General features: G+C 40.6%; 17 protein-coding genes and 2 CRISPR repeat arrays. Of the genes, 4 read left to right on the top strand and 13 right to left on the bottom strand.

The window, feature by feature from the left end; all coding sequences use genetic code 11:
• Positions 1 to 43: 43 nt before the first annotated feature.
• The 5 genes from ACKTT2_RS42575 to cas10 form a co-directional block, all read right to left on the bottom strand.
• Positions 44 to 1,759, bottom strand: coding sequence for an RAMP superfamily CRISPR-associated protein (locus ACKTT2_RS42575; RefSeq protein ID WP_407897972.1), 1,716 nt, complete (start codon positions 1,757 to 1,759; stop codon positions 44 to 46).
• Between the two features lie 54 nt (positions 1,760 to 1,813).
• Positions 1,814 to 2,203, bottom strand: a complete 390-nt coding sequence (locus ACKTT2_RS42570; RefSeq protein ID WP_407897970.1) for a hypothetical protein — start codon at positions 2,201 to 2,203, stop codon at positions 1,814 to 1,816.
• A 2-nt stretch (positions 2,204 to 2,205) separates the two neighbouring features.
• Positions 2,206 to 3,108 (bottom strand): RAMP superfamily CRISPR-associated protein, encoded by a 903-nt coding sequence (locus ACKTT2_RS42565; RefSeq protein ID WP_407897968.1) that lies wholly within the window; start codon positions 3,106 to 3,108, stop codon positions 2,206 to 2,208.
• A gap of 3 nt (positions 3,109 to 3,111) precedes the next feature.
• Positions 3,112 to 4,254: a type III-B CRISPR module-associated Cmr3 family protein gene (locus tag ACKTT2_RS42560; protein ID WP_407897966.1), complete on the bottom strand. Its 1,143-nt coding sequence runs from the start codon at positions 4,252 to 4,254 to the stop codon at positions 3,112 to 3,114.
• Between the two features lie 85 nt (positions 4,255 to 4,339).
• On the bottom strand, positions 4,340 to 7,897 hold the full coding sequence (gene cas10, locus ACKTT2_RS42555; protein WP_407897964.1) for a type III-B CRISPR-associated protein Cas10/Cmr2: 3,558 nt from the start codon (positions 7,895 to 7,897) through the stop codon (positions 4,340 to 4,342).
• 509 nt (positions 7,898 to 8,406) lie between these two features.
• A CRISPR array of direct repeats spans positions 8,407 to 9,312; the repeat unit is 35 nt; unit sequence CTTTGAACTTCTTCGGAAGTTGAACTAATGGAAAC.
• A gap of 2 nt (positions 9,313 to 9,314) precedes the next feature.
• Between cas10 and ACKTT2_RS42550 the strand changes: the two genes are divergently transcribed.
• A complete protein-coding gene (locus ACKTT2_RS42550) occupies positions 9,315 to 9,503 on the top strand; it encodes a hypothetical protein (protein WP_407897962.1) in 189 nt (62 codons plus the stop codon).
• Here ACKTT2_RS42550 and ACKTT2_RS42545 read toward each other — a convergent pair.
• From ACKTT2_RS42545 to ACKTT2_RS42525, 5 genes are all read right to left on the bottom strand, one after another.
• Entirely contained in the window at positions 9,500 to 9,922 is a 423-nt protein-coding gene (locus ACKTT2_RS42545) for an HNH endonuclease (RefSeq protein ID WP_407897960.1), read from the bottom strand. The two genes, ACKTT2_RS42550 and ACKTT2_RS42545, sit on opposite strands and share 4 nt — an antisense overlap.
• A gap of 7 nt (positions 9,923 to 9,929) precedes the next feature.
• On the bottom strand, positions 9,930 to 10,331 hold the full coding sequence (locus ACKTT2_RS42540) for an STAS/SEC14 domain-containing protein (protein WP_407897958.1): 402 nt from the start codon (positions 10,329 to 10,331) through the stop codon (positions 9,930 to 9,932).
• Between the two features lie 168 nt (positions 10,332 to 10,499).
• Positions 10,500 to 10,733 carry a hypothetical protein gene (locus tag ACKTT2_RS42535; RefSeq protein WP_407897956.1) on the bottom strand — a complete coding sequence of 78 codons (234 nt, stop codon included), beginning with the start codon at positions 10,731 to 10,733 and terminating at the stop codon, positions 10,500 to 10,502.
• Positions 10,734 to 10,944: 211 nt separating this feature from the next.
• The gene (locus ACKTT2_RS42530) at positions 10,945 to 11,889 is read right to left on the bottom strand and encodes an RpnC/YadD family protein (protein WP_407897954.1); all 945 of its coding nucleotides are present in this window, start codon (positions 11,887 to 11,889) and stop codon (positions 10,945 to 10,947) included.
• 576 nt (positions 11,890 to 12,465) lie between these two features.
• A complete protein-coding gene (locus ACKTT2_RS42525; RefSeq protein ID WP_407897952.1) occupies positions 12,466 to 16,038 on the bottom strand; it encodes an NACHT domain-containing protein in 3,573 nt (1,190 codons plus the stop codon).
• A 191-nt stretch (positions 16,039 to 16,229) separates the two neighbouring features.
• Between ACKTT2_RS42525 and cas1 the strand changes: the two genes are divergently transcribed.
• Positions 16,230 to 18,236: a CRISPR-associated endonuclease Cas1 gene (gene cas1 / locus ACKTT2_RS42520; RefSeq protein ID WP_407897950.1), complete on the top strand. Its 2,007-nt coding sequence runs from the start codon at positions 16,230 to 16,232 to the stop codon at positions 18,234 to 18,236.
• Positions 18,237 to 18,730: 494 nt separating this feature from the next.
• Positions 18,731 to 20,618: direct repeats of the CRISPR family, unit length 35 nt; unit sequence CTTTGAACTTCTTCGGAAGTCGAACTAATGGAAAC.
• A 122-nt stretch (positions 20,619 to 20,740) separates the two neighbouring features.
• On the opposite strand, the gene ACKTT2_RS42515 is transcribed toward cas1, so the two are convergent.
• The 3 genes from ACKTT2_RS42515 to ACKTT2_RS42505 are packed head-to-tail and all read right to left on the bottom strand — an operon-like array spanning position 20,741 to position 23,215.
• Positions 20,741 to 21,577, bottom strand: a complete 837-nt coding sequence (locus ACKTT2_RS42515) for a hypothetical protein (RefSeq protein ID WP_407897947.1) — start codon at positions 21,575 to 21,577, stop codon at positions 20,741 to 20,743.
• Positions 21,574 to 22,926 carry an AAA family ATPase gene (locus ACKTT2_RS42510; RefSeq protein ID WP_407897945.1) on the bottom strand — a complete coding sequence of 451 codons (1,353 nt, stop codon included), beginning with the start codon at positions 22,924 to 22,926 and terminating at the stop codon, positions 21,574 to 21,576. The genes ACKTT2_RS42515 and ACKTT2_RS42510 overlap by 4 nt, the downstream gene beginning before the upstream one ends.
• Before the next feature lie 22 nt (positions 22,927 to 22,948).
• Positions 22,949 to 23,215 (bottom strand): hypothetical protein, encoded by a 267-nt coding sequence (locus ACKTT2_RS42505; RefSeq protein ID WP_407897943.1) that lies wholly within the window; start codon positions 23,213 to 23,215, stop codon positions 22,949 to 22,951.
• 6 nt (positions 23,216 to 23,221) lie between these two features.
• On the opposite strand from ACKTT2_RS42505, the gene ACKTT2_RS42500 reads away from it, so the two are divergent.
• Both ACKTT2_RS42500 and ACKTT2_RS42495 read left to right on the top strand, forming a co-directional pair.
• A complete protein-coding gene (locus ACKTT2_RS42500) occupies positions 23,222 to 23,419 on the top strand; it encodes a hypothetical protein (RefSeq protein ID WP_407897941.1) in 198 nt (65 codons plus the stop codon).
• A 209-nt stretch (positions 23,420 to 23,628) separates the two neighbouring features.
• A complete protein-coding gene (locus ACKTT2_RS42495) occupies positions 23,629 to 24,855 on the top strand; it encodes a serine hydrolase (protein ID WP_407897939.1) in 1,227 nt (408 codons plus the stop codon).
• Positions 24,856 to 24,862: the final 7 nt, after the last annotated feature.

The raw sequence follows: 24,862 nt of genomic DNA, 5'->3' as shown, positions 1-24,862 counted from the left end.
TTTGTTTATATTATAGATATCTATGAATCAACACGATTTTGCGTTAAGGCTGAACTCCAAATAAACGTACTGCCCCAGTTATTTCATCTAAATCTTGAAGAAAGTGACAACGGATATGATTTGACTGGGGTGTTTTTCCCCCCATAAACAAGCAAACTATCTCTTTACATTGTGTATTTTCTTGCTTATTCGGGATATTCACGCGCTTAATGCTGACCCACGAGCAATGAGGATCGCCATTAGCTGCATTTCCTCCAACATCGGGATTGCGCTTGTAATTGTAGGGAGGGGTTTGTTCGTAGATGAGGTGCATACCTTCTCCACGAGTTTCTATGGCATTGGTTTCCAGCCAATCAAAATCATCCTCATCAATCAGATTGGCATCAGGACCGGGGACTGCATAAATGGCGCAAGTCTTTGGCGAAAATACTTCAGCTGCTAACAACCGATTTGCATCAATGTTGATTCTATCAGCCCACTGCGATCGCACATCTGTCAACCATCTTTCATATGCAGAAGTCCAACTTTCTGGATTGAGTGGTAACCCAAAAAGCTTTATTTGCCATTGTCCCTCTTGGTTGCGAACGTGATGTTTCACGATCAACAAACTTCCTCGCGAGAAAGCCCTTCTATTATCCATATGAAAAATATGCAACGGACGCCGCCATCCCCTACCGACACCTCCCACGCTAACTGCAAATTTCATAATTGGTAGAATAATTGTGTTAAGAATTTTGCTTGGTGCAGTCACTTGTAATTTTCCCTGCCAAACATAAAAGTAGGGTAAATTCTTCGAGCAATCGCCCCAAGTTTCTCCTGGAGTCATGCCGATCCGCACGCACCCTATGTGGGTTTTTGGCTCCAGTGTTCCCATCAGTTCCCATAGTGTTTTCTCTGCATTCTCTTTCGACATCACCCCTAGCAGAAATCGCAACACCCAGGAACGCAACCAACCACGCCAATGAGAGGGGCGGAATTCCTGTTGTCCCCTATCCGGTCCAGCACATCCCTGGTTATAGAGTGTGAATTCAAACGTTTTGCTTGTGTAACCATTTTCAGCTTGGCGCAGTTCTGGTGATGGTCGAAACCCATGAGGCGCTTTAATACATCCGTAGCCAACAGAGGTACGACTACCAACTCCATAAACGCTCAGAGCTTGCTGTACCCATTCCCAGACTGTGCCTACTTCTTTGCGGGTAGCTTTACCAGAAATTCCCCGAATTGCTACCGTGACTTCAACGCCGTCTTCACCGTTTCCTAAGGTATAAAGCGAAAGGGGGGTTCCTTGTCCTTGATGGTAGACTTGGAACTCCTGTTGTGGGTTGACAATATCTAAAACAAGTTTGGTTGGTTTTACAGGCCATGCATCTAAAAATTCGATTTTACCAGATTGGATGACATTGCCTTTTTGATGCCCCAGTAATTCTAACATTTGACTGCGGATGCTGGGACGTTTCATTGCCCACGCACGCACAACTCCCCGAATGGAGGAAGCAGGAATGTAACCATTGAGCGGAAGTTCCGACATTAGAGCCAAGTTATCACCCACAGTGCGTTTGTCTTCCGGTCGTCCCTCTGTAGGACACCATGCACCGCAAGGTTCTCCTGCAGAAACTATTGTCTCTACATCGGGGTGGGGAAAAGAGCCAACTTTGGTTCTCCAATATAGAGTAAAATTCCCTTGTTTGAATAAGTCTGAATTGGCTCTGCGTTGATGCTGATTTTCAAGTAGTTGAGCAAGCTGGGGTCCAGTATACATAACAAGTTAAAAGTTAAAAGCAGCAAATAAACCGTAAGAATTCTTGCAAATAGCTTATACAGAATAAGCTCGCGCCCAGAAATTCCAATAGTTAGATAGCATCATGACTTTGCGCCAAGTTGCTATATATTTCTCTGGTTCTTCTTTTGCCATGTTGACGATCGCTTCACGTAATTCCTTTTCAGAAGGTGGATTTTGGGGATCGAGCAGTTGACCGAGCAGCGATTTCCACACGGGAACAGTACGCGATCGCACTCTTCCTTCTTGAGCATTTGTTTGGTTGACATAGGCTGCGGCTGAAAGCAATCCAAAAACTCGCAAATGCTGAGATAGCCTTAAAATAGCGTTCAAGTCTTCTTTGTCAATTGCTGTTTTTGCGCTGATGCTCAAGTATGTTTGAATATGTTGGTGAGCGGTAAGGCTCATTTGTTCTGGATTGACCATGACTAACTCTCCACCTGCATAAGTTGATTTGATTGTTCGGTAGGTAAAGTTTTATTTGTAACCCAGCCTTGCACCCAACCACGTCCGATATTGGCTTGTCCTCCAATTTGGAATAGCCCTGTCACAACATCTTTTAATAAATTATGTTCAGGTTCGGTAACTGGATTTAGTTTGTTTAATTTGTAACCCCAAGAGTAGTAGAGAATGGTATCTCTGGGAATGCAAACATCAGTCCAGAAAATTTCTGCACCGCCTTCAGAATCGTCTTCCTCATCTTCACCACCTTTGTTAATTTTGTTGCGAATTTGTGTCCATAAGGAATGCTCCATTAAGGTTTGAAAATCACTATCAGGGAGGACAATACGGTTCTTCTCCCATGTTGACTTAACTGCACTAGAAAGCGATTCCGTGCAATCTTCAGCTAAGGCGATCGCTTGCTTTTCGGGTTCTTTCAGTCCAGAAACTTGCAATTGAGCATCGGCGACATAATAAGTACCTGTGTGAGTTCCTACAGGATTGTCAGGAAACTCAGTTATTGGTAATCTAGATAGCAATGCATGGTCGCGAATTAGCGAATGGCAACTTACCCAAGTGAATACATTTTGATTGCCATTCATTGACATTGTTCGCATCGGAACCCATAGCAAACGAGCATCACCAAACCAAACTTGATGAATCCCCATTTGTCCATCTGCACTCAATTCTTTGCCAAATAATTTATCTGCGGCTGCTGGGTTAATAGAGTTTACATCCCAGCGCAGGCTACCTCTTAGGGAAGAACCGGGAATGTATGGAAAATCGGTGTGTACTTCGCGGACAATATCCAAAATGTTTCCCAAATCTCCTTCGCCACCGCAATGAATTGGCGCAAGCGTGTAAAGATATCCAGTACGAAAATCATTCATTGATTAAGTTCCTTGTCCCCATAAAAGTTTTCCATAATTAAGCTTTTGAAAAGTTTCCAACCACTGTCCACCTTGTTCGGGTAATAGCTGTTGGTTTGCAGGGAGTTCGCCGTTAAAGATGTACACTGTCCCTGGCGGTACAAACCCCCTTTGCGGTAACAATGCAAACTCCTCTTTTGTGGTTGTCTTGTCATCTTTACGCAATGTCGATACACCACCCCACAGTAGAGCTTTGTCTGTCGCGCATCCTTTTAGGTGTTGCTTCCAAGCCTTGGGATAGCAACTGTATCTTGTTTCGTCAAACAGTGCGAGTCCTGGGGTAAGAAGGTAGGCAAATTTTGTAGCTTGTGATGGGCGATCGGTTTTAAGTAAACAATCCAGTTGATATTGCAGAGTGTCATTTGCTTCCATCAGTGGAGAGACTAACGCTCGGTGTCCCTCTCCTCCCAACCGCACAACGCCTTCTCGAATTTCATCACTACTCAAAGCCGCAACAAAACACCATCCATCTTTAAGGCGGACTGCGACTTCGGTAAAGTAGCCATCGGCGTCTTTAACTTGTCGCTTGTCAGCCTGCATATGGATGTGGGGTAAAACTTGCGTCTTCCAAGGATTCTTATGAAAGTCATCTTTCCGCCAATTACTACTATCTTTTCTACCTTCAAGGTAATCAAAGAGTGCTTCTGCTTTTATCCAATGGTTAGGTGATTTAATACTCCCATCCCATTTTTTATTGAGAACGAGAGGGTCAATTTGTTCTCCATCAAATACTAAGTGCTTCCACGTCTTACATTGATGGTCAAGAGGTTGCAAGCGTTGAATTTCGCTCCAGTTATCGCTGACGGTTTTGCGGTCTTCTCCTATGGGATACAAACATATTAAATCTTTGGGTGTGGGTAACCAAAGGGTATGGTTGATATCTAATAAAAAGGGACCTAGAAAATGCAAATCTCGTTTGATACGCTCTTCTTTACTGGTGCTTTTTGATAGAAGCGATCGCAACGCCTGAAACACTGTTATAGGCATTGGTGGGAATAATCCCTTCGCCCATGAACCTTCTCCTGGGCTAAAAGGTTTGCAATCTCGAAAAAGTAGTACATCTAATGGGGTAATTGTATACCAGTGCATGAAAATGTCATTTGTCATTTGTTATTTGTCATTTGTAAGAGTTTTAGCTTATTGGCATACCTTTACATAGTTCTGTTTTTCTCATTTACCTACTTGTATTTTTTTACGGTTGACTGTCTAATGTTTCTTTCCATTGGTAGCGTTCTACTCGCTTATCGATCCAAAAAGCGGTAAATCTCAGGATTTTGCCTAAATCTTCGGGTTCAATACCAATGGGTTTTGAATCTTCGGGTTTAATATCAATGGATTTGGGGCTGATTTCCTTGGCTTCATTAACCCAGTATTCTAGAGGTTGCTTATTCCATTCTTCTAGTTCTGCTAAGATTTTTTTAGCTTGTTCTAGTTTTTCTAAATCTGTTCGATCGCATTCTTCTAGAGTTTGTTTAGCCCATCCTTTTAGAGTTTGTTTTGTCCATTTTTCTAGAGGTTCTTTAACCCAATCTTCCCATTTGTCTAACCATTTTTTGATTTTTTCAAAGACTTCGTCAAGTTGTTTGCTTTTGTCCCGACTTTCCATGATGACTTTGGCTGCTTTGGAGAACAGTTGGTAATTCTCTGTGATGGAAGCGCGATGGGGTAATTCTTCGGCTAAGCGATACAGCAAGGGCGCAAGGTTTTCTTGGTATTCTCCGTATTCCTTCACCCAGTCCCACCATGTCTCCAGTAATTCTCCTTTCATGAGTGCTTCTAACTGGTTACCACCTCCGTATATGACTCGGAAGCAAATACCATCTTTATCAGGTATTTTTTTCGCCCTGTCTGCTTCTGCTTCCCAAAGGTTTTCAAGGACGGTGGGTAGGGGAACGCTTTTATGAGCAATGACTACACCAGCACTCATAGTCGCATCTTTTCCCATGGTGAAGTGGGGACGTAGTGGTAGTTCTTTTACTTCTTCAGTTGGATACCAGTAACCTGTTGTTTTACCTTCTCCTATTTGGCTGTTTGGTTCAGAAGAAACCCCATTGCGTTTGTTTTCAAACTCGTTCTTGGGGTCTTTTCCACCACTCCAAGCAGCACGTAATGATAATAGATATTCTGGTAAATCTTCTAAGGGTAGGACTACCATGACATCATCACCACCACTATAAATGACGCGACCGCAAAATCGCTTTTCTGTTATGTAGGGAACTAACCGATTGGAGAAGTCTAGTAGGGCGCGGTTTAAGCCAACATGGGTGGCTGGTCCCATGCGTTTATGAGGAGTACAAGTGAGTAGTTTATCGAACAGGCTTCTGTCAAAACCTTCGATGTCTTTATTAACAGCATCAATGTCAACATAATGCACATATTTTTTGAGTTTATTCCCAGAGACATAGTCACCCATTCCATCTCCATCAGCAAGAAGAATGACCCACCAATCGGCTGGACTGCTATCACCAAAACCTGTTCTTTGATGGGCTTTTTGAACAATTTCTCGTAAAATGCTAACCTGTTTCTGATTGTTTTGGTCACGGGATGAATCTGTGTTACCGCTTGCGGTGATGCGTTCTTGTTCTTGCAAGCCCATGTCATCAATGAGCCATTTACTAGAAAACATCACCCCGTTATAACCGCCTTTGAAGTTAGGAAATTTCTGCTGAATTGCTTTATCTGTATTCGGGATGTGGAACGGACGGTTGGTTTTGGCATAAAAGGCGCATCGCTGCTCCGGTGAAAACTGATTTTTGTGTTGTTGAAAAAGTTTATATAAATTACTCCTGTAAGTTTTCATCAAGTTGGGATGTTCCCGTGCAAAAGCAGCTGCGGCGATAGAACTCAGGTTAGGAAATCGGATTAACTGTTCGTAATCAATGATTTTGGTTAATTCGTTCGAGTTTTGGTTGCTAGTTTCTGGCTCTTCCTCCAATTCGGAAGCCACTTCAGCAGGTAGCAACTCTTCGCTGAGTTGGAAAGGAATTCCCAAAGATTCTGCTACACCTCCATACACCCAAGCCATCCGTTTGGTAAGTTCTAGAGCATTGAGTTTCTCTGAACCATTAAATAAACCGAGATACGCTTTGGACATGACTAACCAAAATAAGCGCATCGAACGTGCTTTTACACCGCTACCCTCGCGCAAATCTCGTATTTGTCCTTCGGGAGATTCTCTGACTTGATAATTCAAGCGAGGGTGGACGGCGCTAAATTGACCTGATATTGTAGAACGTTCGCCGGGAGCAGTCGCAATTTGCCAGTTACGGGTATACTTAACATTGGTTAAGCAATGTCGTAAGCGTTGCTGGATACTACCCCACCAGGTTCCAACATTTAGATCTGTATAAAGTTTTTTTTCAAATTCATCGGGTAAATCGATAAGGGACTCGCATAAAAATAAAATACCAGCCAGACAATCTGAATTAACGAGAAAAGTCCAAAATCGGATTGGTACATTATTAAACCGTAAGTCCCTAAGCGGTTGAGCTATTTCAGTTTGGGAATTAATCCAATCTTTATTAAAGGAATTATTGTTTCCCTTATTAATGGTTAATGCTTGTTCTGGGTTTCCTAGCGGTATGGCTGTCCAGTATGGTTCCCAAGTATGATTGAGTTGAGCTTCCCAAAGCTTGTTCCATTCCCAACAGCATTGTCGCCTCAGAAGTTGCAGTTCTTTTCGGTAATCCTCAAGAGCGGTAGGTGTATTTTTAAGTTCAGGGAGGGCTTCGTTCAGTATTGTTTCTAATTTTTCTGGGGTTTCTTTCTCTAAAAACTCTATAACTCGTTTTCTAATGTGGTTTTTGACTTCTGTACCTATCTTGACCCATTCTTCGGTGAGTGTTTTAGAAAGACATTTTCCCCATTTCCTCGCTTCTTCTTCTCCTGAAACTAAAACGGTAATTGCATTGGGGAAACCTGCTGTGCTTAAACTGGTGGATATTTTTTCTTTAAACCGCTCTACTGGATTTTTCCCATCATGGAGACGTGCGAGATCGGATGCAAAATCAGAATACTTTTGCACAATGAACGCATCGATAATTTCTTGGCTCCAGAGGGAGGGTACGATCGCAGCATCTGGTCCAAGGTGTTCGGCGATAAGCCAGCACAACCGGGTGCTGAGGTAGTGCAATAGGTACGAACCCGCCCAAAAATCAAGAAATTTCCGCGAGGACTTGATGAAATCCTGTACTGGTGAAAAGGTAAATACTAATAGATAAGGAATTCGATGTTGTTCTTTATCCCGCCAAGATTCGGGAAACATCGCACCAGTCAATGCTGATACTGTACTTTGGTGGCTGTGTAGCGGACAGTCAGGTATGACTGTATGTGCGGGGAAGAGTAATGCATCGTGTTGCGTGTCTGCTAGTAGTTCTGGGTAAAATCTCCAAAACCACCAAAAAACTTTTTTAGCGTCTGCTTCGTCTTTTATCCAACCAATGTCTGGCTGTTTTTTCCGATATAACACTGCAACCTGTTGCTTTTGAGCACTTATCGGATGACGAACAGTCACTTGTTCTGCGGTTTGACTCTGTTCTAGATGAAGTAGGTTCACGCGATCGGAGGAAGAGCCAATATCTTGTGCTAGCCAACCTCCATTAAGCTTATCCTGACCTCTATGCTCCCACCATTTCTCCAGTTCTGCTAAGTCACTTTGGAGACATTTTAATTGAGATAATAAGTCTTTTCCCCATTCACGTACTTCTGGTGACTGTAGTATTGCATATAACTTACGCTGGTAGAAATTCATATGGCTGGAGTATATAGTTATAAGGAATAAAGTAGTTTTCTACAGGGTTTTTCAGGGTTAGGTTATTTTTTAGGTTTATCTAAATGAATTTTTGTTGTATCAAATAATTACTTCCTCAGCAAACTGAATGATTCCGGAAAATTACGGAGACAATAATCATTTTTGAAAATTATCTGTTACTTTTGTAGAAAAATGGCAGTCAGCTAGTGCTTTTGAGAGAGTGAGTGGGTACAGCTTGCGCTTTGCAAACACATGAATGTGGATGTTGCCCTCTATATATAAGTAAATTTTATTCAATTGATATTATTGATAAGCATCTGAGGGGGTCAAGTAATGGCTGAAACCCGCATTCTTTCGTTGACCCCCTCAGGTAACTTGCTGAATAAGGGTTTGAGGGTGGTAGGTTCTGAGTTTATTGAGAAGAATTACTAATAATTTAGGTACAAACTTGACCCCCTCAGATAACGGGGTGTATAATTCAGTCAGGGCAAAGCTTTTAAAAGTCTAGCCTTTGAACTTCTTCGGAAGTTGAACTAATGGAAACGAGCTAGCGCCAGCAAAAGTCACTACTAGAAGAGCTTTGAACTTCTTCGGAAGTTGAACTAATGGAAACTTTTCAAATCAGCTTCAAGCATAGGAAGCAGATCAAAGACTTTGAACTTCTTCGGAAGTTGAACTAATGGAAACCTGATTCTCTCTACCTTGGTTCTTTACATAAGCACTAACTTTGAACTTCTTCGGAAGTTGAACTAATGGAAACTTGCAATTGTAAGAGACATTAGTCTCAGTTAGTTCCTGCTCTTTGAACTTCTTCGGAAGTTGAACTAATGGAAACTCTTGCCCTTCTACAAACAAGGTCAAGCAGTTCTAGACTTTGAACTTCTTCGGAAGTTGAACTAATGGAAACTAGAGCAGCAGACCCATTTAGAGCTAAGAAAATAAGTCTTTGAACTTCTTCGGAAGTTGAACTAATGGAAACTTTTCTCCAGCCCAGTTATTAGGGTAGGTACCTAGTCTTTGAACTTCTTCGGAAGTTGAACTAATGGAAACAGAGTATGGTGTGAGGTCTTCGACACCAAAATACACTCTCTTTGAACTTCTTCGGAAGTTGAACTAATGGAAACCGACAAATGGCCCTTTGAATGCCTTCTCGTTGTCGAACTTTGAACTTCTTCGGAAGTTGAACTAATGGAAACCACCTCACCCTTATTCAGCTCTGTAAGGGACAGAAACAGATCTTTGAACTTCTTCGGAAGTTGAACTAATGGAAACATTGCCACTATCTCTTGTAGAATAGTGGTAGGATAGGGACTTTGAACTTCTTCGGAAGTTGAACTAATGGAAACAAGGAGGAGGACCACTCCGTCACACTAATAATTTCTTTGAACTTCTTCGGAAGTTGAACTAATGGAAACCAGTGTTTTTCATTTTTCATTTATTGTCAGCACAAACTGTAAGGACGCAAGGCATTGCGTCCCTACAATATGGTCTATTGACTCGCAAATTACTCCTAAGTTACGAAATCCCTGACCAACATCTCAACTCAGATAATGGATATTTAAAACCTCCTTACCTAGTACTACAACGAGAGATTCAAGATACCTAATCATTCAGATCTAAGGGTGGATGTTCTCCCATCGCATAGAGTACGCTTCGCAAATTAACTACACCTTCTCGATTTAATTGCAAAGTTTCTACTGTCGCCCGTCCAGTAGGAGTCAACCCAATAAGTATAGTAAAATCATTGTTCCAAACGAAATGATGGTTCCATTTTTGTTGGCGTGGATGATAAAGCGCTACCTTGTCACCACTTATTGGATCGTAACCTTCAGTCTTATTATATTTGTGATTGTTGCACCCTTGACAAGAAAAAGCTAAATTATTCAGTGTAGTTTCTCCACCTTGGCTTTTGGGAATTATATGTTCGATAGAAAACGGTTGAATAGCAAAACGTAGTTGACTTCGGCAATACTCGCAGCAACCGCAAGCCCGTTCAGCAACCGCCTTTTTTTGTTGGGATGTCACTCTGTTTTCAGACAGATTCTGATGTTTTAATTCCCAAATTTGTCATTAGTACAGTTAGCGAAATACCACGAATACGCGCCAACTCTGCCAAAGATTCTATACGTTGTGCTTGCAGTTTTTCTACTTGTTCAGTTAACTGCAATAAATTTTGATGCTCCTCAACTGTTAAAGTCTCTGCTTCACGTTTAGCGATTAATTCATTGTAAAGCCTCTGAAGATCTGAGGGCATACCTTGATTTATTTTTATCAATAATTCTGCTTCTAGTTGAGGTAAATTTCTAGCTTTGCGTTGTGCTTGTAGCGTCATGACTTGAAATACAAATTGCTCCAAATCAGCTTGGCTCAATTGTTCTACAGCTTTTAGCAAATCTCCTGAGAAGAGCTGCACTTCAACTTTAACTGTTGACATTTTTTATCTCCTGATAGCTAGCTTATTGATATTGTAATTGAAGAAACTAGTAGAGATTCAGTTAAACTTTCTAAATATTGAATAGCTTGAGGTTGTCCGCGCAAATAATCAATTAAAACATTAGTATCAATTAATAATTTTTTTCTCATAAAAATTGTCTGGGTTATATCACAAACGTTCCCATTCTTTTCTGAGATTTTCTCTACTATTTAAATCTTCTCTATCTGCCCAAATACCTCGTGCTTTCTGCATTAAATCACGGCGTTTTTTTTGTTGATTCTCGCTAACAAATATCTTTATTGCTTCATGAATCAATTCATTCACAGGTTGACCGATACGTTGAGAAATTTCGTCAAGCGCATTTTGTATTTGTTCGGAGAGGGAAAGTTGAGTCTCTAGCATATGCAAAATTTATTTTTTGGGTTATTTAAAGTATATGCTGATTAGCGGTTGTTTAGGTCGAGATATGAGCATGAAGGCAATTGGTCAACAAGAACAAAAGTTGCACAATCTGGGCTTTGCTTGCTGAATGCTTCTGAATCTAATTTGTAGTTTTTATATGGTGCGTTAGGCTTTGCGCTTTGCACCATACTATGCTCGTAACTACCAACTATCAGTTGTGAGTCTGATAAATTTGACGCAACTCCTCTAGTGTAGAGACTGATTCCAACGCTTTGAGAATTGTTTTTAATAAACTCACGTCTTGGATTGCTTCGATTTCTGGTAATAAAGTTTGACCTGCTTCACCAAATTTGAGTTTCAAACCTAAGGATATACCTTCAAGTAGTCCCTCCTGTTTACCTTTTTTAATCCCCAATCGTTCGACACTCGTAATATACGGCATACTTTTAGACTCCTCAAAATTCCGAAATTCCTGCCAAAATTCTTGCTCTAATTCTTCAGGTAGGCTCATAATCCAATCGATTAACTTGAATAAGTTAATGATATCTTCCCGACTGAAGCCCAACTCGTATAGTCGTTTAGTCAACTCTAGCTTCGACTGAAGCCTTTTTGTGCGATCGCTACGGGTTTGTTGAGCTTTCAAGTGAGTCATCACTACCACTGCAAAGGGATTGCGGCTGGCTTCTAGTTCTGACCACCTCGATTGATAGTCTAACAATTTTACTATCGGAAATCTAAAGCCGACTTCACAACCAAATAACTGATAACCAAATTGATTCGGTCGCCAATTACTGCGTTCATCTCCCAGAACCGCCAACGAAGCCACCGAGCACTTGTAACAGTCATAGATGCGGTAGTTATAGATAAACATTCGTTGAGCAAAGTCGCTTTCCTCTTGACTTTGGATTTCAATGTGTACAAGTACCCAAACTTCTTTTCCTGTTTTCAGGTAAATTTTCACCAGTTTATCCGCCAATCGCCGCCCCAGTTTTGCATCCCGCATGACTTGCTGTAGTTCTTTGTCTAAGAACTCTGGTGCGTGCGTCCAATCCACCTCTCCATGAGCTTGAGGGAAAAAGAAGCGCATGAAGTCTTCAAAATATATTTGTAGTATGTCTTTCCAAGGACTATCAAATTCTGTTTGTGGGTCGCTCATCTTTAACTCCGATCGCCATATTTACAGAAGTCTTCTGTATGTAGAGTTACATAGAAATAGTTCGATGACATACATTTAGACAGCCTCTGAGTAAATTGGTCTCATTTGACACCAATTGGGTGACAAATATTGAACTGAGTGCTACAATCGCTAGCTTTTGAGGAGTCGGTGGGTACGATGATCTGGGTACAGCTTGCGCTTCGCGAACGCAAGAATGTGTATGAAACTCTACTTACGTGGTTTTTTATATAGTATTTAATTATACTTAAAAACCCGGTCTCTCACCTCTTCCCTCTGTGTCCTCTGCGTCTCTGAGGTTTAAAAATAATTTATTTAACCGCAGAGGCGCAGAGTTCGTAGAGAAAAAATTTTCAATTATGAATTATTGCGCTCTTAATGAATAAATTATTAATTCGTAATTCCGAAATTTTTAGAGGTCATTTATACAGTAAATCTTAAATTGTCAACTGTATTATGTGGTTTGGCTAGAACGAAATGACACCCAATAATTTGATGAAATGTTGGGTTTCGTTCCTCAACCCAACCTACTAAATCATCTCTTAATTACAAATTATGTCACCCTTCTCGTTCTCTAATAATGAGATTCTTGACTTCTTGAGGAATCCTATCATTGTTTAACATTTCATCTAGTAAAGGTGAGTATTTTCCTTGAGTGTATAAAATTGACACTGTTACCGCACAAATATTTGCACTTGGTAAAATATCGGTTTCTGTCACACAATCTTCTCTAACTATACAAGTGAGAAAATCAGGGTCAAACTTAGTCAGTTTGTCAAGCAATCCAATAAGAAATCCATTATTTACCTTGATAACATTTGTACAACGCAGTAAATTTCTAGTACACAAACCCAACTGCATATTAAGATGAGCATATTCTAAATTAGCAATACTTTTTAATGCTATAAACGCAGAATTAGCAATACCGTTATGAATTGTTTTGTCTTGTTTGGAGCTAATCAGACGATTGGTAAAATGAAAAATAAATTCAGCTAACTCATCTGTAATAGAGTCATTTCGTTCAATCCATGCGATCGCTAAACTATAAAACGGTTGTACAAGTTCTGGCACATTTTCCTCTTTCAAAATTTGGCAAATCTCTAAAATATCTGATTCTGTCGTCTCTCCACCAGATTCCACAACTTGAATTAATGCTTTTAAGCAGTTTTGGCGTACTCCTAAAATCTTACTATTAGCAATAGTAGAGATGAAGTCTGATGCTTTAAATTCATGTTTTTGTTCTACAAGCTGGAGGATAGCTTTACTAGCATCTAATGCTATTTCACGGCTATCATCCAGACATAAACCAAGAAGTGATGCGATCGCCGCTTTAGATTGTACATTTTCTACCTGCTGCTTGTACAATCTGACTAATGCTAGTCTGGATTCTTTAGACTTCTTGGTTGAAATAAGATAAGACTCTAGCAATGGAGGAAGATTTTGTAACCGTTTGATAACTAAGTTTAACTGTTGTCCATCGAGATGGGGAATGTTTTGTTCTAAAAGTTCTTCCAGCGATGGTTTTAGCTGAACTTCTAAAGAAGATAAATAATCTATAATTGGGATAACTTCTGTAGGAAAAATATTAGCTATTGGCATAATCCAGTTTGCCAAATTTAAGGTTAATTCTTCTGAGATAGGCTTGCGATTTTGGGCTTGATTTGTCATTCTAGCTATTAATGATAATATAAGAGATAGTTGATTCTGACTTATCTGAATAATTGGTAAATCAAGTAAACTTGATACAAGAGAATTTCCTGCTCCATGTTTGATAGCCTCGCTAAGGGCGATGAGATAACGGCGAAGTTTCTCTTTGTCGCTTTCAGGGACATTTTCTTGTAATAACTCATGGATTAATATCTTTACTAATTCCAAATCTGTTACCGCTCGATAACCGACTGCGGTTGCTTGAACTAAGTCCCAACCAGAAGCTAAGGATGCATTGAGTGCTTCTAAAAAGGAAGAGCCAAAGACCGAAGTTTTTAATTGAATTAAACTGGGTAGCAAATGTTCTAATAACTCAATGGCTTTTTCTTTCTCACTTTCTTGCTCCGTTATTCGCCGTTGAATGATATGAAAGAGAAATTCCTGCTGTAATTCAATAGGAACTCCAGGAGTGAGATACAGTTGAATAACTACCGAACGAGTGTAACTACCAAACCCAAAATAGTGCTCTTTCAGAGAATTTAATACTTGAACATCTATTCCATTTCCCCAAGTTTTGGGTGTCTTCGAGTAAGAAGTTACCAACTTACCAAAGATATTAACAGAATTTTGTTCTCGTTCGCGCTTTGAGGCGGCTTGGCGATCGCTAACAGCCAAGATTGCTTGTTCCACAGGATTTTCCGTAGAAGTTTTCATGCGAGTCAGTAACTCTCCGGCGATATCTGCTGCTTTAGAGGCTGATGTCATTCCGGCTTTGTTCATGATTTCTAAAAGCAGCGTCCACACGTTTTGAATATGGCGGTTAGGTGCGCTAGAAGCTGCAACAAGCAGTATATCTTGGTAAGCGTCACCCTGCAGGAGAGCGTTTTGGAGTAGTTGCAACAGGATGTTGGAACTTTCAGGTTCGGTGCGGGAAACCGATGCAAAAGCAACTGTACGAAATGGTAAAAGTTTTTCTTTCTCTAAGGTGTCAGCAATGCGGTAAAATTCAGCAAAGTTGACAAGATTTAGCAGTTGACGGACAACAGGCCATATATAGTGTTTTATGTAGGCGTTTTCAGGTTGCGTCAAGTGGTTCAATAGATGATGTTTCTCTTGCTCTCCCTTGGGAGTTGATTCAAACCAGCGTGCGATCGCATACTCTAAAAAGGTTTGGTGAAAGAAACTCACCCTATCTGCACCCAACTCTTGTAAAATTCCATCGCTTTGAAGCTCCTCATAAGCCAGAAATTCCGTTTCATTGAGTTGCAGTTGATTTTCGTAGACAAAATCACGCAGACGTTCATCGGAAGAATTGTACATAGCTTCTGCGATCGCCAAACAGAGATTTTTTTTCACCATTCCGATGCGGCGGTCTGGGTGTTGTTTGCGGCTTGTGGCAATTCGCATATCCCAGTACTTTTGATAGAGTTGACTAACAGTCAAGTCTTCTGGAACGTTACCATCTTCGCCAAATAACTTGCACATCAAGGCGAGTAACAACGGATTGCGAGTGATATCTGCTAGAGATTTATTGTCTGTAGAGAGTGCGATAATCTTTTGGGCGAAGTTTACAGACACTTCTGGTGTCTCAACACCAAATTCCTTTTGATAAAAGGCTCTCGCCGCTTCTTTAACTTCATCATTGTTAAACTCAGGGATGAGACATCGCTCTATACTATCGGTAAAACCTGCAAAGCTTTCGTGATGGGGTTCAAGGAAATCTCTATAGTCAGACTCGCGACAGGTAAAGACAACAGTCGTCCCGTTCTCCAATAACTGCAACAAAACACTGCGTAGCACTGGGACTAATTTCTTCTCCAAAATTAAATCCAAAGTATCAATAAGCAGTACGCCTTTACCATGCTGGGCGGTTAACCTATGAGCTATTTCTACAACAGATTGCCTAACACCACTGATTTTTTCGCCAAGTTCAACAGCAAAAGTGTCAACAGTCTCAATAAGATCGCTACACCTTACCAAAGCCACCCAAGCAGTTTCCGCTTTCTCCAGCTCGTCGTAAATACTACCAAGAATCGTGCTTTTACCATATCCAGCTGCGCCCAGGATAGGGATAACGCGGCGTTTGTTTTCCTTCACTCCGCGTTGAATGGCTGTTACGCATTTTTGTAACAAGATTTCGCGGCGAATCCGAGGTAGAATATATGGGTCAAGACCTGCTCTAGCACGTTGTGAATAACGTTTTACAGCTGCAAGTTCAGATGATATCTCCCCTTCTTTTCCACTTTCCTCCTCATCAGCGAGAAATGGCGCGGCGATGTCTTGCCAATCTAAATCCAGTCTTTCGCAAATATTGATAAACGTATAGCGGTCAATGGGCTTACCATTGAAGAATCTACTCACAGTTGACCATGATGCAAGCATAAACTCTTCAGCTAAAGCTGATTGTGTCAGTCTCTGGCGCGTGAGGGCTTGTCTGGCTCGTTTGATACCTTCTGGTGATGCGATAAGGGAACGCTTTGCCATAAACTTACCCAAAATCTGCTTGCTCTTCTTAAGTCATATACGAACTCATATAAATCAGTCAAGAACTTATATACGAACTCATATACGCACCTGCAATGATAAATATATAAGGTTTTTTCCTTAGTCCCCAGGCGGGTGTAAGCCTAGCACCTGGGTTGGTATTCTTGTCACTTTTTACTTTTTACCCAATTATGTTCACTCTAGAACATCTACTTTTTGCATGGTCTCAAGTCCGTGCAGGGAGTCGTAATGCTGGCGTGGATGGAACTACCGTAGACTTGTTTGCGGCATCTGTTAACTCCGAGTTGCAGGTGATTCTCCGTCAAGTACTACAAGAATCATACCACGCCAGCCCTGCACAAGGATTTTATGTATCCAAAAAAAACGGTGGTAAACGTTTGATTGGTATTCCTACCGTTCGGGACAGAATTGTGCAGCGTCTGCTACTTGAAGAACTGTATTTTCCCTTAGAAGATACTTTTCTAGAGTGTAGTTATGCCTATCGTCCCGGAAGGAATATTCAACAGGCGGTACAGCATTTATATTCCTACTACAAGTTCCAACCAAAGTGGATTATCAAGGCTGATATCGCGGACTTTTTTGACAATCTCTGTTGGGCTTTGTTGTTAAGTGCATTGGAGGAATTACAACTTGAACCAATTGTAGTGCAATTAATAGAGGGACAACTGAGATCGGGAATTGTCATTGCGGGAAAACCTGTTTATCCAGGTAAGGGAGTGTTACAAGGCGGTGTCCTATCTGGAGCGTTAGCCAATTTATACCTGACTGAATTTGATAAAAAATGTCTCAGTCACGGAATTAATTTGGTACGGTACGGAGATGATTTTGCGATCGCATCTAGCAGTTGGTTGGAAGCTAACCGCACGTTAGACAAAGTAACAACTTGGCTGGGAGAACTTTATTTATATCTCCAGCCAGAGAAAACACAAATTTTTGCTCCAAGCGATGAGTTTACTTTCCTGGGTTACCGGTTTGTCAAAGGCGAAGTTTACGCACCGCCACCACGACAAGTTGAACGCGAAGGGGAATGGGTAACAAACGAATCTGGTTACCCTTACTTCCGTCCCAAAGAACGCAAACTCAAGTTTGAATCTCGTCCCCCAAAGGCTTGCGATATTAGCAAACCCAGCAATTTACCCAAAGCACCAATCTCTCATATTTGGCAGGATTCTATGTCTACATTATACGTTACCGACCAAGGCGCTTACTTGAGCATACAAAATCAGCAGTTTCAAGTTTTTTATCAAAGAGAGTTGCGGATAAAGGTTCCGGTCAACCGTGTCAGCAACATTGTTTTATTTGGTTGTTGTAATGTATCCCATGGAGCCGTTTCTTGTGCATTACAGCGACGGATTCCAATTATGTACCTATCGCAAAGAGGGCGTTATTTTGGTAGACTGCAAACCGAAGGCAATGCAAAAGTTGAATATTTAATGCGTCAGGTACTCTGTTCGCAAGACCCTGAGTTTACCAGAAAGCAAGCAGAGAATATTGTCTCCGCAAAATTGCATAATTCCCGCGCTTTACTTCTCAAATTAAACCGTCGTCGTCCGTCAAAAATAGCAGCTTCTGCGATCGATTTAATTGCTGAGTTGATGGATAATTTATCGCAAGCTGATTCAATGGATGCACTGCGGGGATATGAAGGGAAAGCAGCCACCTTATACTTTCAAGCTTTAGGTTCTTTATTTACAGGAGCGTTTGCTTTTGATAAGCGTACAAAACGTCCGCCAACTGACCCCATTAACAGTTTGTTGAGTTTGGGATATACGTTATTGAGTCAGAATGTCTTCTCGTTTGTACAAGCAGTAGGTTTACACACTCATTTTGGTAATCTTCACTTACCCCGTGATAATCATCCAGCTTTAGTGAGCGATTTGATGGAAGAATTTCGGGCGCAGTTAGTCGATTCGCTGGTAGCTTATTTGATTAACTCCAACATTTTTACAATAGAAGAGTTTACACCACCCGACGAAAAAAATGGAGTCTACCTCCAACCGCATTCGCTCAAAAAATTTCTCAAACATTGGGAAGAAAAGTTACAATCAGAGATAACCCACCCCCATACAGGAAATCAGGTAAATTTCCGGAGATGTTTGGAATTGCAGGTAAGGGAGTATGTCGCTTGTTTGATGGGTGAAGTTGAGATGTATCGACCAATGATTTGGAAGTTATAATTTTGGGTAGGTTGGGTTGAGGAACGAAACCCAACATTCTCGCGGCTCCCTTGGGTAACGTTATTGCTCTACCCAACCTACAATTATCCTTAACTGAACCGTATTGAGTTATACTAAAAACGGTTTAGAAACTGACTTTCCAACAATTGTCAATAATCGTAGGGACGCAAGGCATTGCGCCCCTACAAATGCTATAAAACCATTCCGAAAAAGAACAGTTGTTAGCCGTTTACAGTATATAGTCTCTAGATCTAAGGAATTATATTAGTATATCTTATCAAAACCGTGTCATTGATAAGTATCTGAGGGGGTCAAGCAATGGCTGAAAGCCTCATTCTATCGTTGACCCCCTCAGATAACTTGCTGAATAAGGGTTTGAAGGTGGTTGGTTATGAGTTTATTGAGAAGAATTGCTAATAATTTGGCTGAAAACTTGACCCCCTCAGATAATGAGGTTTATAATTCAGTCAGGGTAAGGCTTTCACAAGTCTAGCCTTTGAACTTCTTCGGAAGTCGAACTAATGGAAACCTTCGTTTCATTCTTGATACGAAAGCTAAAGAAACTTTGAACTTCTTCGGAAGTCGAACTAATGGAAACCTGAATTTTTTTTATCAGGACTAGAAGAGATAGAAAAACTTTGAACTTCTTCGGAAGTCGAACTAATGGAAACGAGAATATGAGAATATGAGATCTTCCTACTTATGGTCTTTGAACTTCTTCGGAAGTCGAACTAATGGAAACAATCAGACTGATCTAACGAAATATCGAAAGAAACTTCTTTGAACTTCTTCGGAAGTCGAACTAATGGAAACAATTACTAAGCCAAAATAATACTCGGAACAAGAAGCTTTGAACTTCTTCGGAAGTCGAACTAATGGAAACAACTGGTTCGAGCGCTTCTAGTCTGACTCCGTTAAACTTTGAACTTCTTCGGAAGTCGAACTAATGGAAACTTTGTCGTAGTTTACACCGCTATGGGCAGTTCCATCTCTTTGAACTTCTTCGGAAGTCGAACTAATGGAAACTGCTAGAAGAATCGACTTGGGAAATGATTTCCCGAAGACTTTGAACTTCTTCGGAAGTCGAACTAATGGAAACTTTATTTGAGGAACAGTTACGTTTCCGACAAATTCAACTTTGAACTTCTTCGGAAGTCGAACTAATGGAAACACTGTTCCACTTATTTGTGCCTTGGGTTAAGGCACTTTGAACTTCTTCGGAAGTCGAACTAATGGAAACCCGAAATCTGCTTTGCATCTTTGATTTCAGGATAACTTTGAACTTCTTCGGAAGTCGAACTAATGGAAACTTTAAGTTATCTGCTTTTTGCTCACCAAAGGAGACCATTCTTTGAACTTCTTCGGAAGTCGAACTAATGGAAACTTTTTTGCATGGACTTTACATATTGATCTAGATTCTTTGAACTTCTTCGGAAGTCGAACTAATGGAAACATTAACAGTTAATTAACAGTTATCAAAAAAACAACTCTTTGAACTTCTTCGGAAGTCGAACTAATGGAAACTCTGTTCCAGAGTAAACCTTGTCTACTCCATTTGAAGAGACCTTTGAACTTCTTCGGAAGTCGAACTAATGGAAACTAGCGTTAATCCCGAAAATCCAACTAAAAAACCAAACTTTGAACTTCTTCGGAAGTCGAACTAATGGAAACGCGAGGTAGTCAGAGACTACTTTTTGGACAACTAATTTACTTTGAACTTCTTCGGAAGTCGAACTAATGGAAACTTTTTGGCCTTTCAAAAATTCTTCGTCCTGGGAAAAATCTTTGAACTTCTTCGGAAGTCGAACTAATGGAAACGCCTGCAATGCAACCTCTTTGAGAGGTAGAAAAGAAAACACTTTGAACTTCTTCGGAAGTCGAACTAATGGAAACGAAGGAGCAGCTCGCTAAGCCGAAGCCAAAACCTCTTTGAACTTCTTCGGAAGTCGAACTAATGGAAACGGAGATATCATTGGATATTCCCTGACGGTTCTCCTTTGAACTTCTTCGGAAGTCGAACTAATGGAAACTGGCATGATGTAGCTTCCACCAGAAGAAAAATTACTTTGAACTTCTTCGGAAGTCGAACTAATGGAAACTCTCCAACTCCACTTTTTTACATAATGGCAGGAAGCCTTTGAACTTCTTCGGAAGTCGAACTAATGGAAACTTTGATCAGCCACTTGCGCTGCTTAACACCACTATTCTTTGAACTTCTTCGGAAGTCGAACTAATGGAAACGCCTTTTCTTCGTAGGTTGGCCGATCAGTTTCCCCCTTTGAACTTCTTCGGAAGTCGAACTAATGGAAACGAGTAAGTTATTAACTCTCTAGCTAGTCAAATTAAACTTTGAACTTCTTCGGAAGTCGAACTAATGGAAACCAGGAAGCACAGACCCTAGGGGCGCAAAGCATTGCGCCCCTACAATGTGTCTATTTACTCCTCACGTGTTACGAAATCCCTTACCAACATCTCAACCCAGACAATGGATATCTAAAACCTCCTTACTCAGGAAATTGGTCAATACGAACAAAAGTTGCATACTCTGGACTTTGCTTGCTGAATTCTTTTAAAAGCACCATCGCTTCTGGAATCTGAAAATGGTGAGCAAGGAAAGGGAGAACATGAATACGAGCAAAAGCACTGTATTCAGAACTTGGCTGGCAATGTTCTAGAAGCAATGCTATTGCTTGAGAGTTACCAGTTTCCAGAGCAATTTTTAGCACGCTAAGTGTTTGTCGAACGTAATTAGTACGGTGCTTTATTAGTTCTTTTCTAGTACCGCAAATAGAATTCAGGTCGAAGATTTGCTCAACCGCTTTTCCTCGTGCATCAAGACCGACGACTGTTGCACCATCTACATCATCCCAGGAAAATTTCAGATGTTTATTAATATCTGTAACACCATCGGTTGGATCTATTAACAAAGGTTTGCCACTGGGAGCGAGTGGGAATTGTGTACCTTTGTGACCTGCATCATTGCATCTCTCGCATGAAAGTAAGAGATTACTCCACTCAAATGTCAAATGAATGCATCGTGAATTTCCTTTTGGGCAAAAGTGTTCGATATCCCCATATCCTGTAGTTGTCACTTTACTTTCACAGTAAGCACATTTACCATGAAATATCTGCTCTAGTAAGTCTTTAATTTCTTTGTGTCTATACTTATTCGTAGCATTTTCAACATTCTTTACAGCCTTAGCTATTTCGTCTTTTGTGGCAGAAGGATTAGCCTTAACAGTCTGTAAATGAGCTATGGCTGTCTGTAAATTAGCTAACCATTTTGCTGCATTTCGTTTTAAAACCACTGATGGTTGTTGAGGTCGAGATACAGGAATCAAGGCAAATTTGCCTCCAAAAAAGCTCTAGTTCGAGCTTCTAAACTACCAGGTTCGGGAGAACCACCAATAGGTTGTGCTTCTTTCATGAATCGTCTTAAGTGCTCGTACTCCCTACGTTCTTGCTCCATTAGATTGTCTATTTTATTACTAAGTTCGTGATAACGATTTATTTTTTCTTGAGTTTCTGGTGAATAAGTGGATTCTAAACCAAAAGCAGGGCTTCTTAGAATATAATCAGAATCGTATGCTGATATATCTTGAACTTGTTTAACCTCAAGTTCACCGTCTACCAATTCTAAGCGCAATGTTAGGGCATCGTCTCCTCCTCCCGCAGCTACCAAAGGACTATGAGTAGCAACAATAAATTGGAGTCGGGGAAAAACCTGTCGCAGCCAACCAGCAATTTGTCTTTGCCATGATGGGTGTAAATGAATATCTAACTCGTCTATTAAGACTACACCAGACGCCTGGGTTGGATCTTCCAAATCGGGAAAAGCTTGAAGTAAGCGCCAGATTAAATCTCCTGCTAAGGCTATAACGCTACGAAAGCCATCAGATAAATTAATAGTTGAAACTTTTTGCTCGTTGACTATGAATTGAATCAAACCATCAGCAGTAACTTCAGCAATTTTTGCATCTCCAGGAAGTAGCTTTTCGATAACTTTTTCCCCTACTTCTCGCATTTGTTGCGCTCTAGTATCACTCGAATTTTTAGCAATACGAAATTCTAAATAAACCATCCATCTTTCAAAAGAGCTTAAAGCGCTATCTTCATCAAATTGAGTGATGAAATTGCTAGAACGTTTTGCTGGTTCTAAACTAGGTATCAAGACTTGGCTAACTCTTGTCAATCGGCGAAAAGCTCCATAACCGACAGAAAACCACCCTTTACTGTCTGAAGCAAAAGCATTTGTTCGCAGCCAACTCAGGATTTTGGAAGGTTCTTCAATCAGTACGGGTTCAGTGTAGGTTTCCTTTTCTTTCCCTACTTGGACAGGTATTCCACCAGTCACAAAGTAAGAATAGGCAAATGTTTGCCTCCTTTTATCTTCCCCAAAACTACCTGCATCAATTTCTTCTTTGTGTAAAACAGCGCTTAATTTCCCAGGGATCGAGGGGTCGCGAACCCAACCAGTAGGACGTGGGAGAAGTTCTTTCGCAGCTTCAGGACCTGCTAAAAGCAGTGCAAGTGCTTGCAATAATGTACTTTTTCCAACTCCATTCTCACCCAGTAAAGTAATCCAAGAATAAGGTTTTGCTCTCTGACCCGTGGCTTGCTTATGAGTAAAGAATATTTTTTCTTCTCGAAAGCACTTAATGTTCGAGAGAGTAATGCTTTCCACCCACATTGTTGTTGTCCTTTAATCCCAACTATAGCAATCCTATTTGATTTGTGAGAATTGCGAGACAAGATAAACACAGTTTCCCATGAGATACCAGATTTCTTGGCGCTCTAGATTCGCTGTTTCTTAGATGAGCGATCGCTCTTAAAGCAGTGTTTCCAAACTTTTGCCCTTTCTCTAAGTACCGACGGTAAATTTCTTTAGCTTTACCCTCTCCAAATCGCTCGACTACCATAAATAATACCGTTTCTCCAAATGTTGGCGACAGATAATCCCCCCACTCATATTTAATCACCTCATTATGACTTTAAGTCTTAGTAGCGAACAAACTCTTTACTTACTACTGCTCATTCATTGGTTGGTTGGTAGTATGGCTGCAGTACTTGCTTGGTATAAAGGTCGATCTTTGAGACTGTGGCTGTTTTTAGGTCTAACTTGCGGTATTGCTGCTTTACTTGTAGCACTCGTGATGAAATCAAAACAATCGGTGCGAACTTAATTGTACAATTGTGCCTCTAGACGGGCGCAAAACCTTGCGCCCCTACTCCCTACCCCCTATCCTCTAACAACCTATTGACTTGACGATGTATCTCTGGTATATTCGCCCGTATTCTGTTAGACAACTAACAAATAACCAAATAGATGAGGCAAAAGTGCTTAGTTAAGGTTTCTTGACAAGAAAGCCAAATTTAGTGCGTTGCAAAAGAAATGACAAAAGTAAATCCTGCAATAGTTTTACTGATAATCCTGGGATTATCGGTAAGCATCCGATTAACTAGATCTCTAACAAAAGGCTCAGCACATTCTTCTGTTACGCAACCATTCAATTCACAAATCTTAAAACCATCTGTTGAACCTCAAGTCATTCCCGTTCATGCATCTACCAAAACATACAATCGCAAAACTACTAAACCGCGCCCTACTCCTTCTGAGTTACCAGATTGGGCTATTGCTAGATCGCTACCTTTCCCTTCTCGTCAGTTGGGACAAGAAGATTCAGAAGTTCATTACAATCTCAAAACTTCTCCTAATTTTAAATATAGCCCAAAGTTACAAAAAATTGTTAACGAAGCTGTGAATCTTGCTACGGAGCGAGATTTACCCAAACAAGATCTATCAATAACTTTGATAGATGCAAAAACTGGCGAAACGGCTGGACACAAACAAGATACTCCTAGGTATCCGGCTAGTGTTATCAAAATGTTTTGGATGGTTGTGTTATACGCGCAACTAGAAAATAATATCTGGGAAAGTGAAGATGACTTTACTCCCTATCTCAGTAAAATGATTAAGGAATCTGATAACGAAGCAGCTAGCTTAATTGTTGACTTAATCACAAGTACTCGTTCTAGCCCAACATTGAAGGAAGAAAAATTTAAAGCATGGAGGTACAAACGACAGCAAATCAATCGTTTTTTTCAAGAAGCAGGGTACAAGAATATTAACATTATTCAAAAAACCTTTCCCATCTACCATATAAATTTTCCAGAACCAAAAGGAAGTGAATCTCAATTACTAGGAGAGTCAATTCAGCATTGGAATAAGATAACCACACGACACGCCGCTAGATTAATTTACGAAATTTGTTACGCCAAGCAAGCTGTATCTCCAGAAGCTAGCTATAAAATGTGTGAATGGCTCAAAAGAGATTTAAACCCGAAAGTTTGGCGAAAAAACTTAGATTCAGGTTTTAATCCAGTATGGAGCTTTTTTGGGGAAGGATTATCGAACACTGATGCTCAACTTTACTCTAAAGCTGGTTGGACATCGATCGCACGAGCAGAAACAGCAATGATTGATACAGGCGAACAAGGAAAAACTTATATTTTGGTTGTTTTTTCTGGAACTTCAGCATATGCTGATGATGTTCAAATTTTCCCCAAAATTTCCCGTCTTGTTTATAAACGCATGATTTCTCAAAGTTCAAAGAAGTAATTTGTAA

It is taken from the genome of Scytonema hankhaensis NUACC26 (assembly GCF_045865695.1).
Lineage (GTDB): Bacteria > Cyanobacteriota > Cyanobacteriia > Cyanobacteriales > Nostocaceae > Scytonema.
This window is presented reverse-complemented; position numbering and strand designations above follow the sequence as displayed.

Excerpts from the sequence above, each read along its gene's own strand:
- ACKTT2_RS42560 (WP_407897966.1), bottom strand. The coding sequence starts at position 4,254 with ATGACAAATGACATTTTCATGCACTGGTATACAATTACCCCATTAGAT.
- ACKTT2_RS42500 (WP_407897941.1), top strand. The coding sequence starts at position 23,222 with ATGACTTTAAGTCTTAGTAGCGAACAAACTCTTTACTTACTACTGCTC.
- ACKTT2_RS42495 (WP_407897939.1), top strand. The coding sequence starts at position 23,629 with ATGACAAAAGTAAATCCTGCAATAGTTTTACTGATAATCCTGGGATTA.
- ACKTT2_RS42570 (WP_407897970.1), bottom strand. The coding sequence starts at position 2,203 with ATGGTCAATCCAGAACAAATGAGCCTTACCGCTCACCAACATATTCAA.
- ACKTT2_RS42575 (WP_407897972.1), bottom strand. The coding sequence starts at position 1,759 with ATGTATACTGGACCCCAGCTTGCTCAACTACTTGAAAATCAGCATCAA.
- ACKTT2_RS42525 (WP_407897952.1), bottom strand. The coding sequence starts at position 16,038 with ATGGCAAAGCGTTCCCTTATCGCATCACCAGAAGGTATCAAACGAGCC.
- ACKTT2_RS42540 (WP_407897958.1), bottom strand. The coding sequence starts at position 10,331 with ATGTCAACAGTTAAAGTTGAAGTGCAGCTCTTCTCAGGAGATTTGCTA.
- ACKTT2_RS42535 (WP_407897956.1), bottom strand. The coding sequence starts at position 10,733 with ATGCTAGAGACTCAACTTTCCCTCTCCGAACAAATACAAAATGCGCTT.
- ACKTT2_RS42565 (WP_407897968.1), bottom strand. The coding sequence starts at position 3,108 with ATGAATGATTTTCGTACTGGATATCTTTACACGCTTGCGCCAATTCAT.
- cas10 (WP_407897964.1), bottom strand. The coding sequence starts at position 7,897 with ATGAATTTCTACCAGCGTAAGTTATATGCAATACTACAGTCACCAGAA.
- ACKTT2_RS42510 (WP_407897945.1), bottom strand. The coding sequence starts at position 22,926 with ATGTGGGTGGAAAGCATTACTCTCTCGAACATTAAGTGCTTTCGAGAA.
- cas1 (WP_407897950.1), top strand. The coding sequence starts at position 16,230 with ATGTTCACTCTAGAACATCTACTTTTTGCATGGTCTCAAGTCCGTGCA.
- ACKTT2_RS42530 (WP_407897954.1), bottom strand. The coding sequence starts at position 11,889 with ATGAGCGACCCACAAACAGAATTTGATAGTCCTTGGAAAGACATACTA.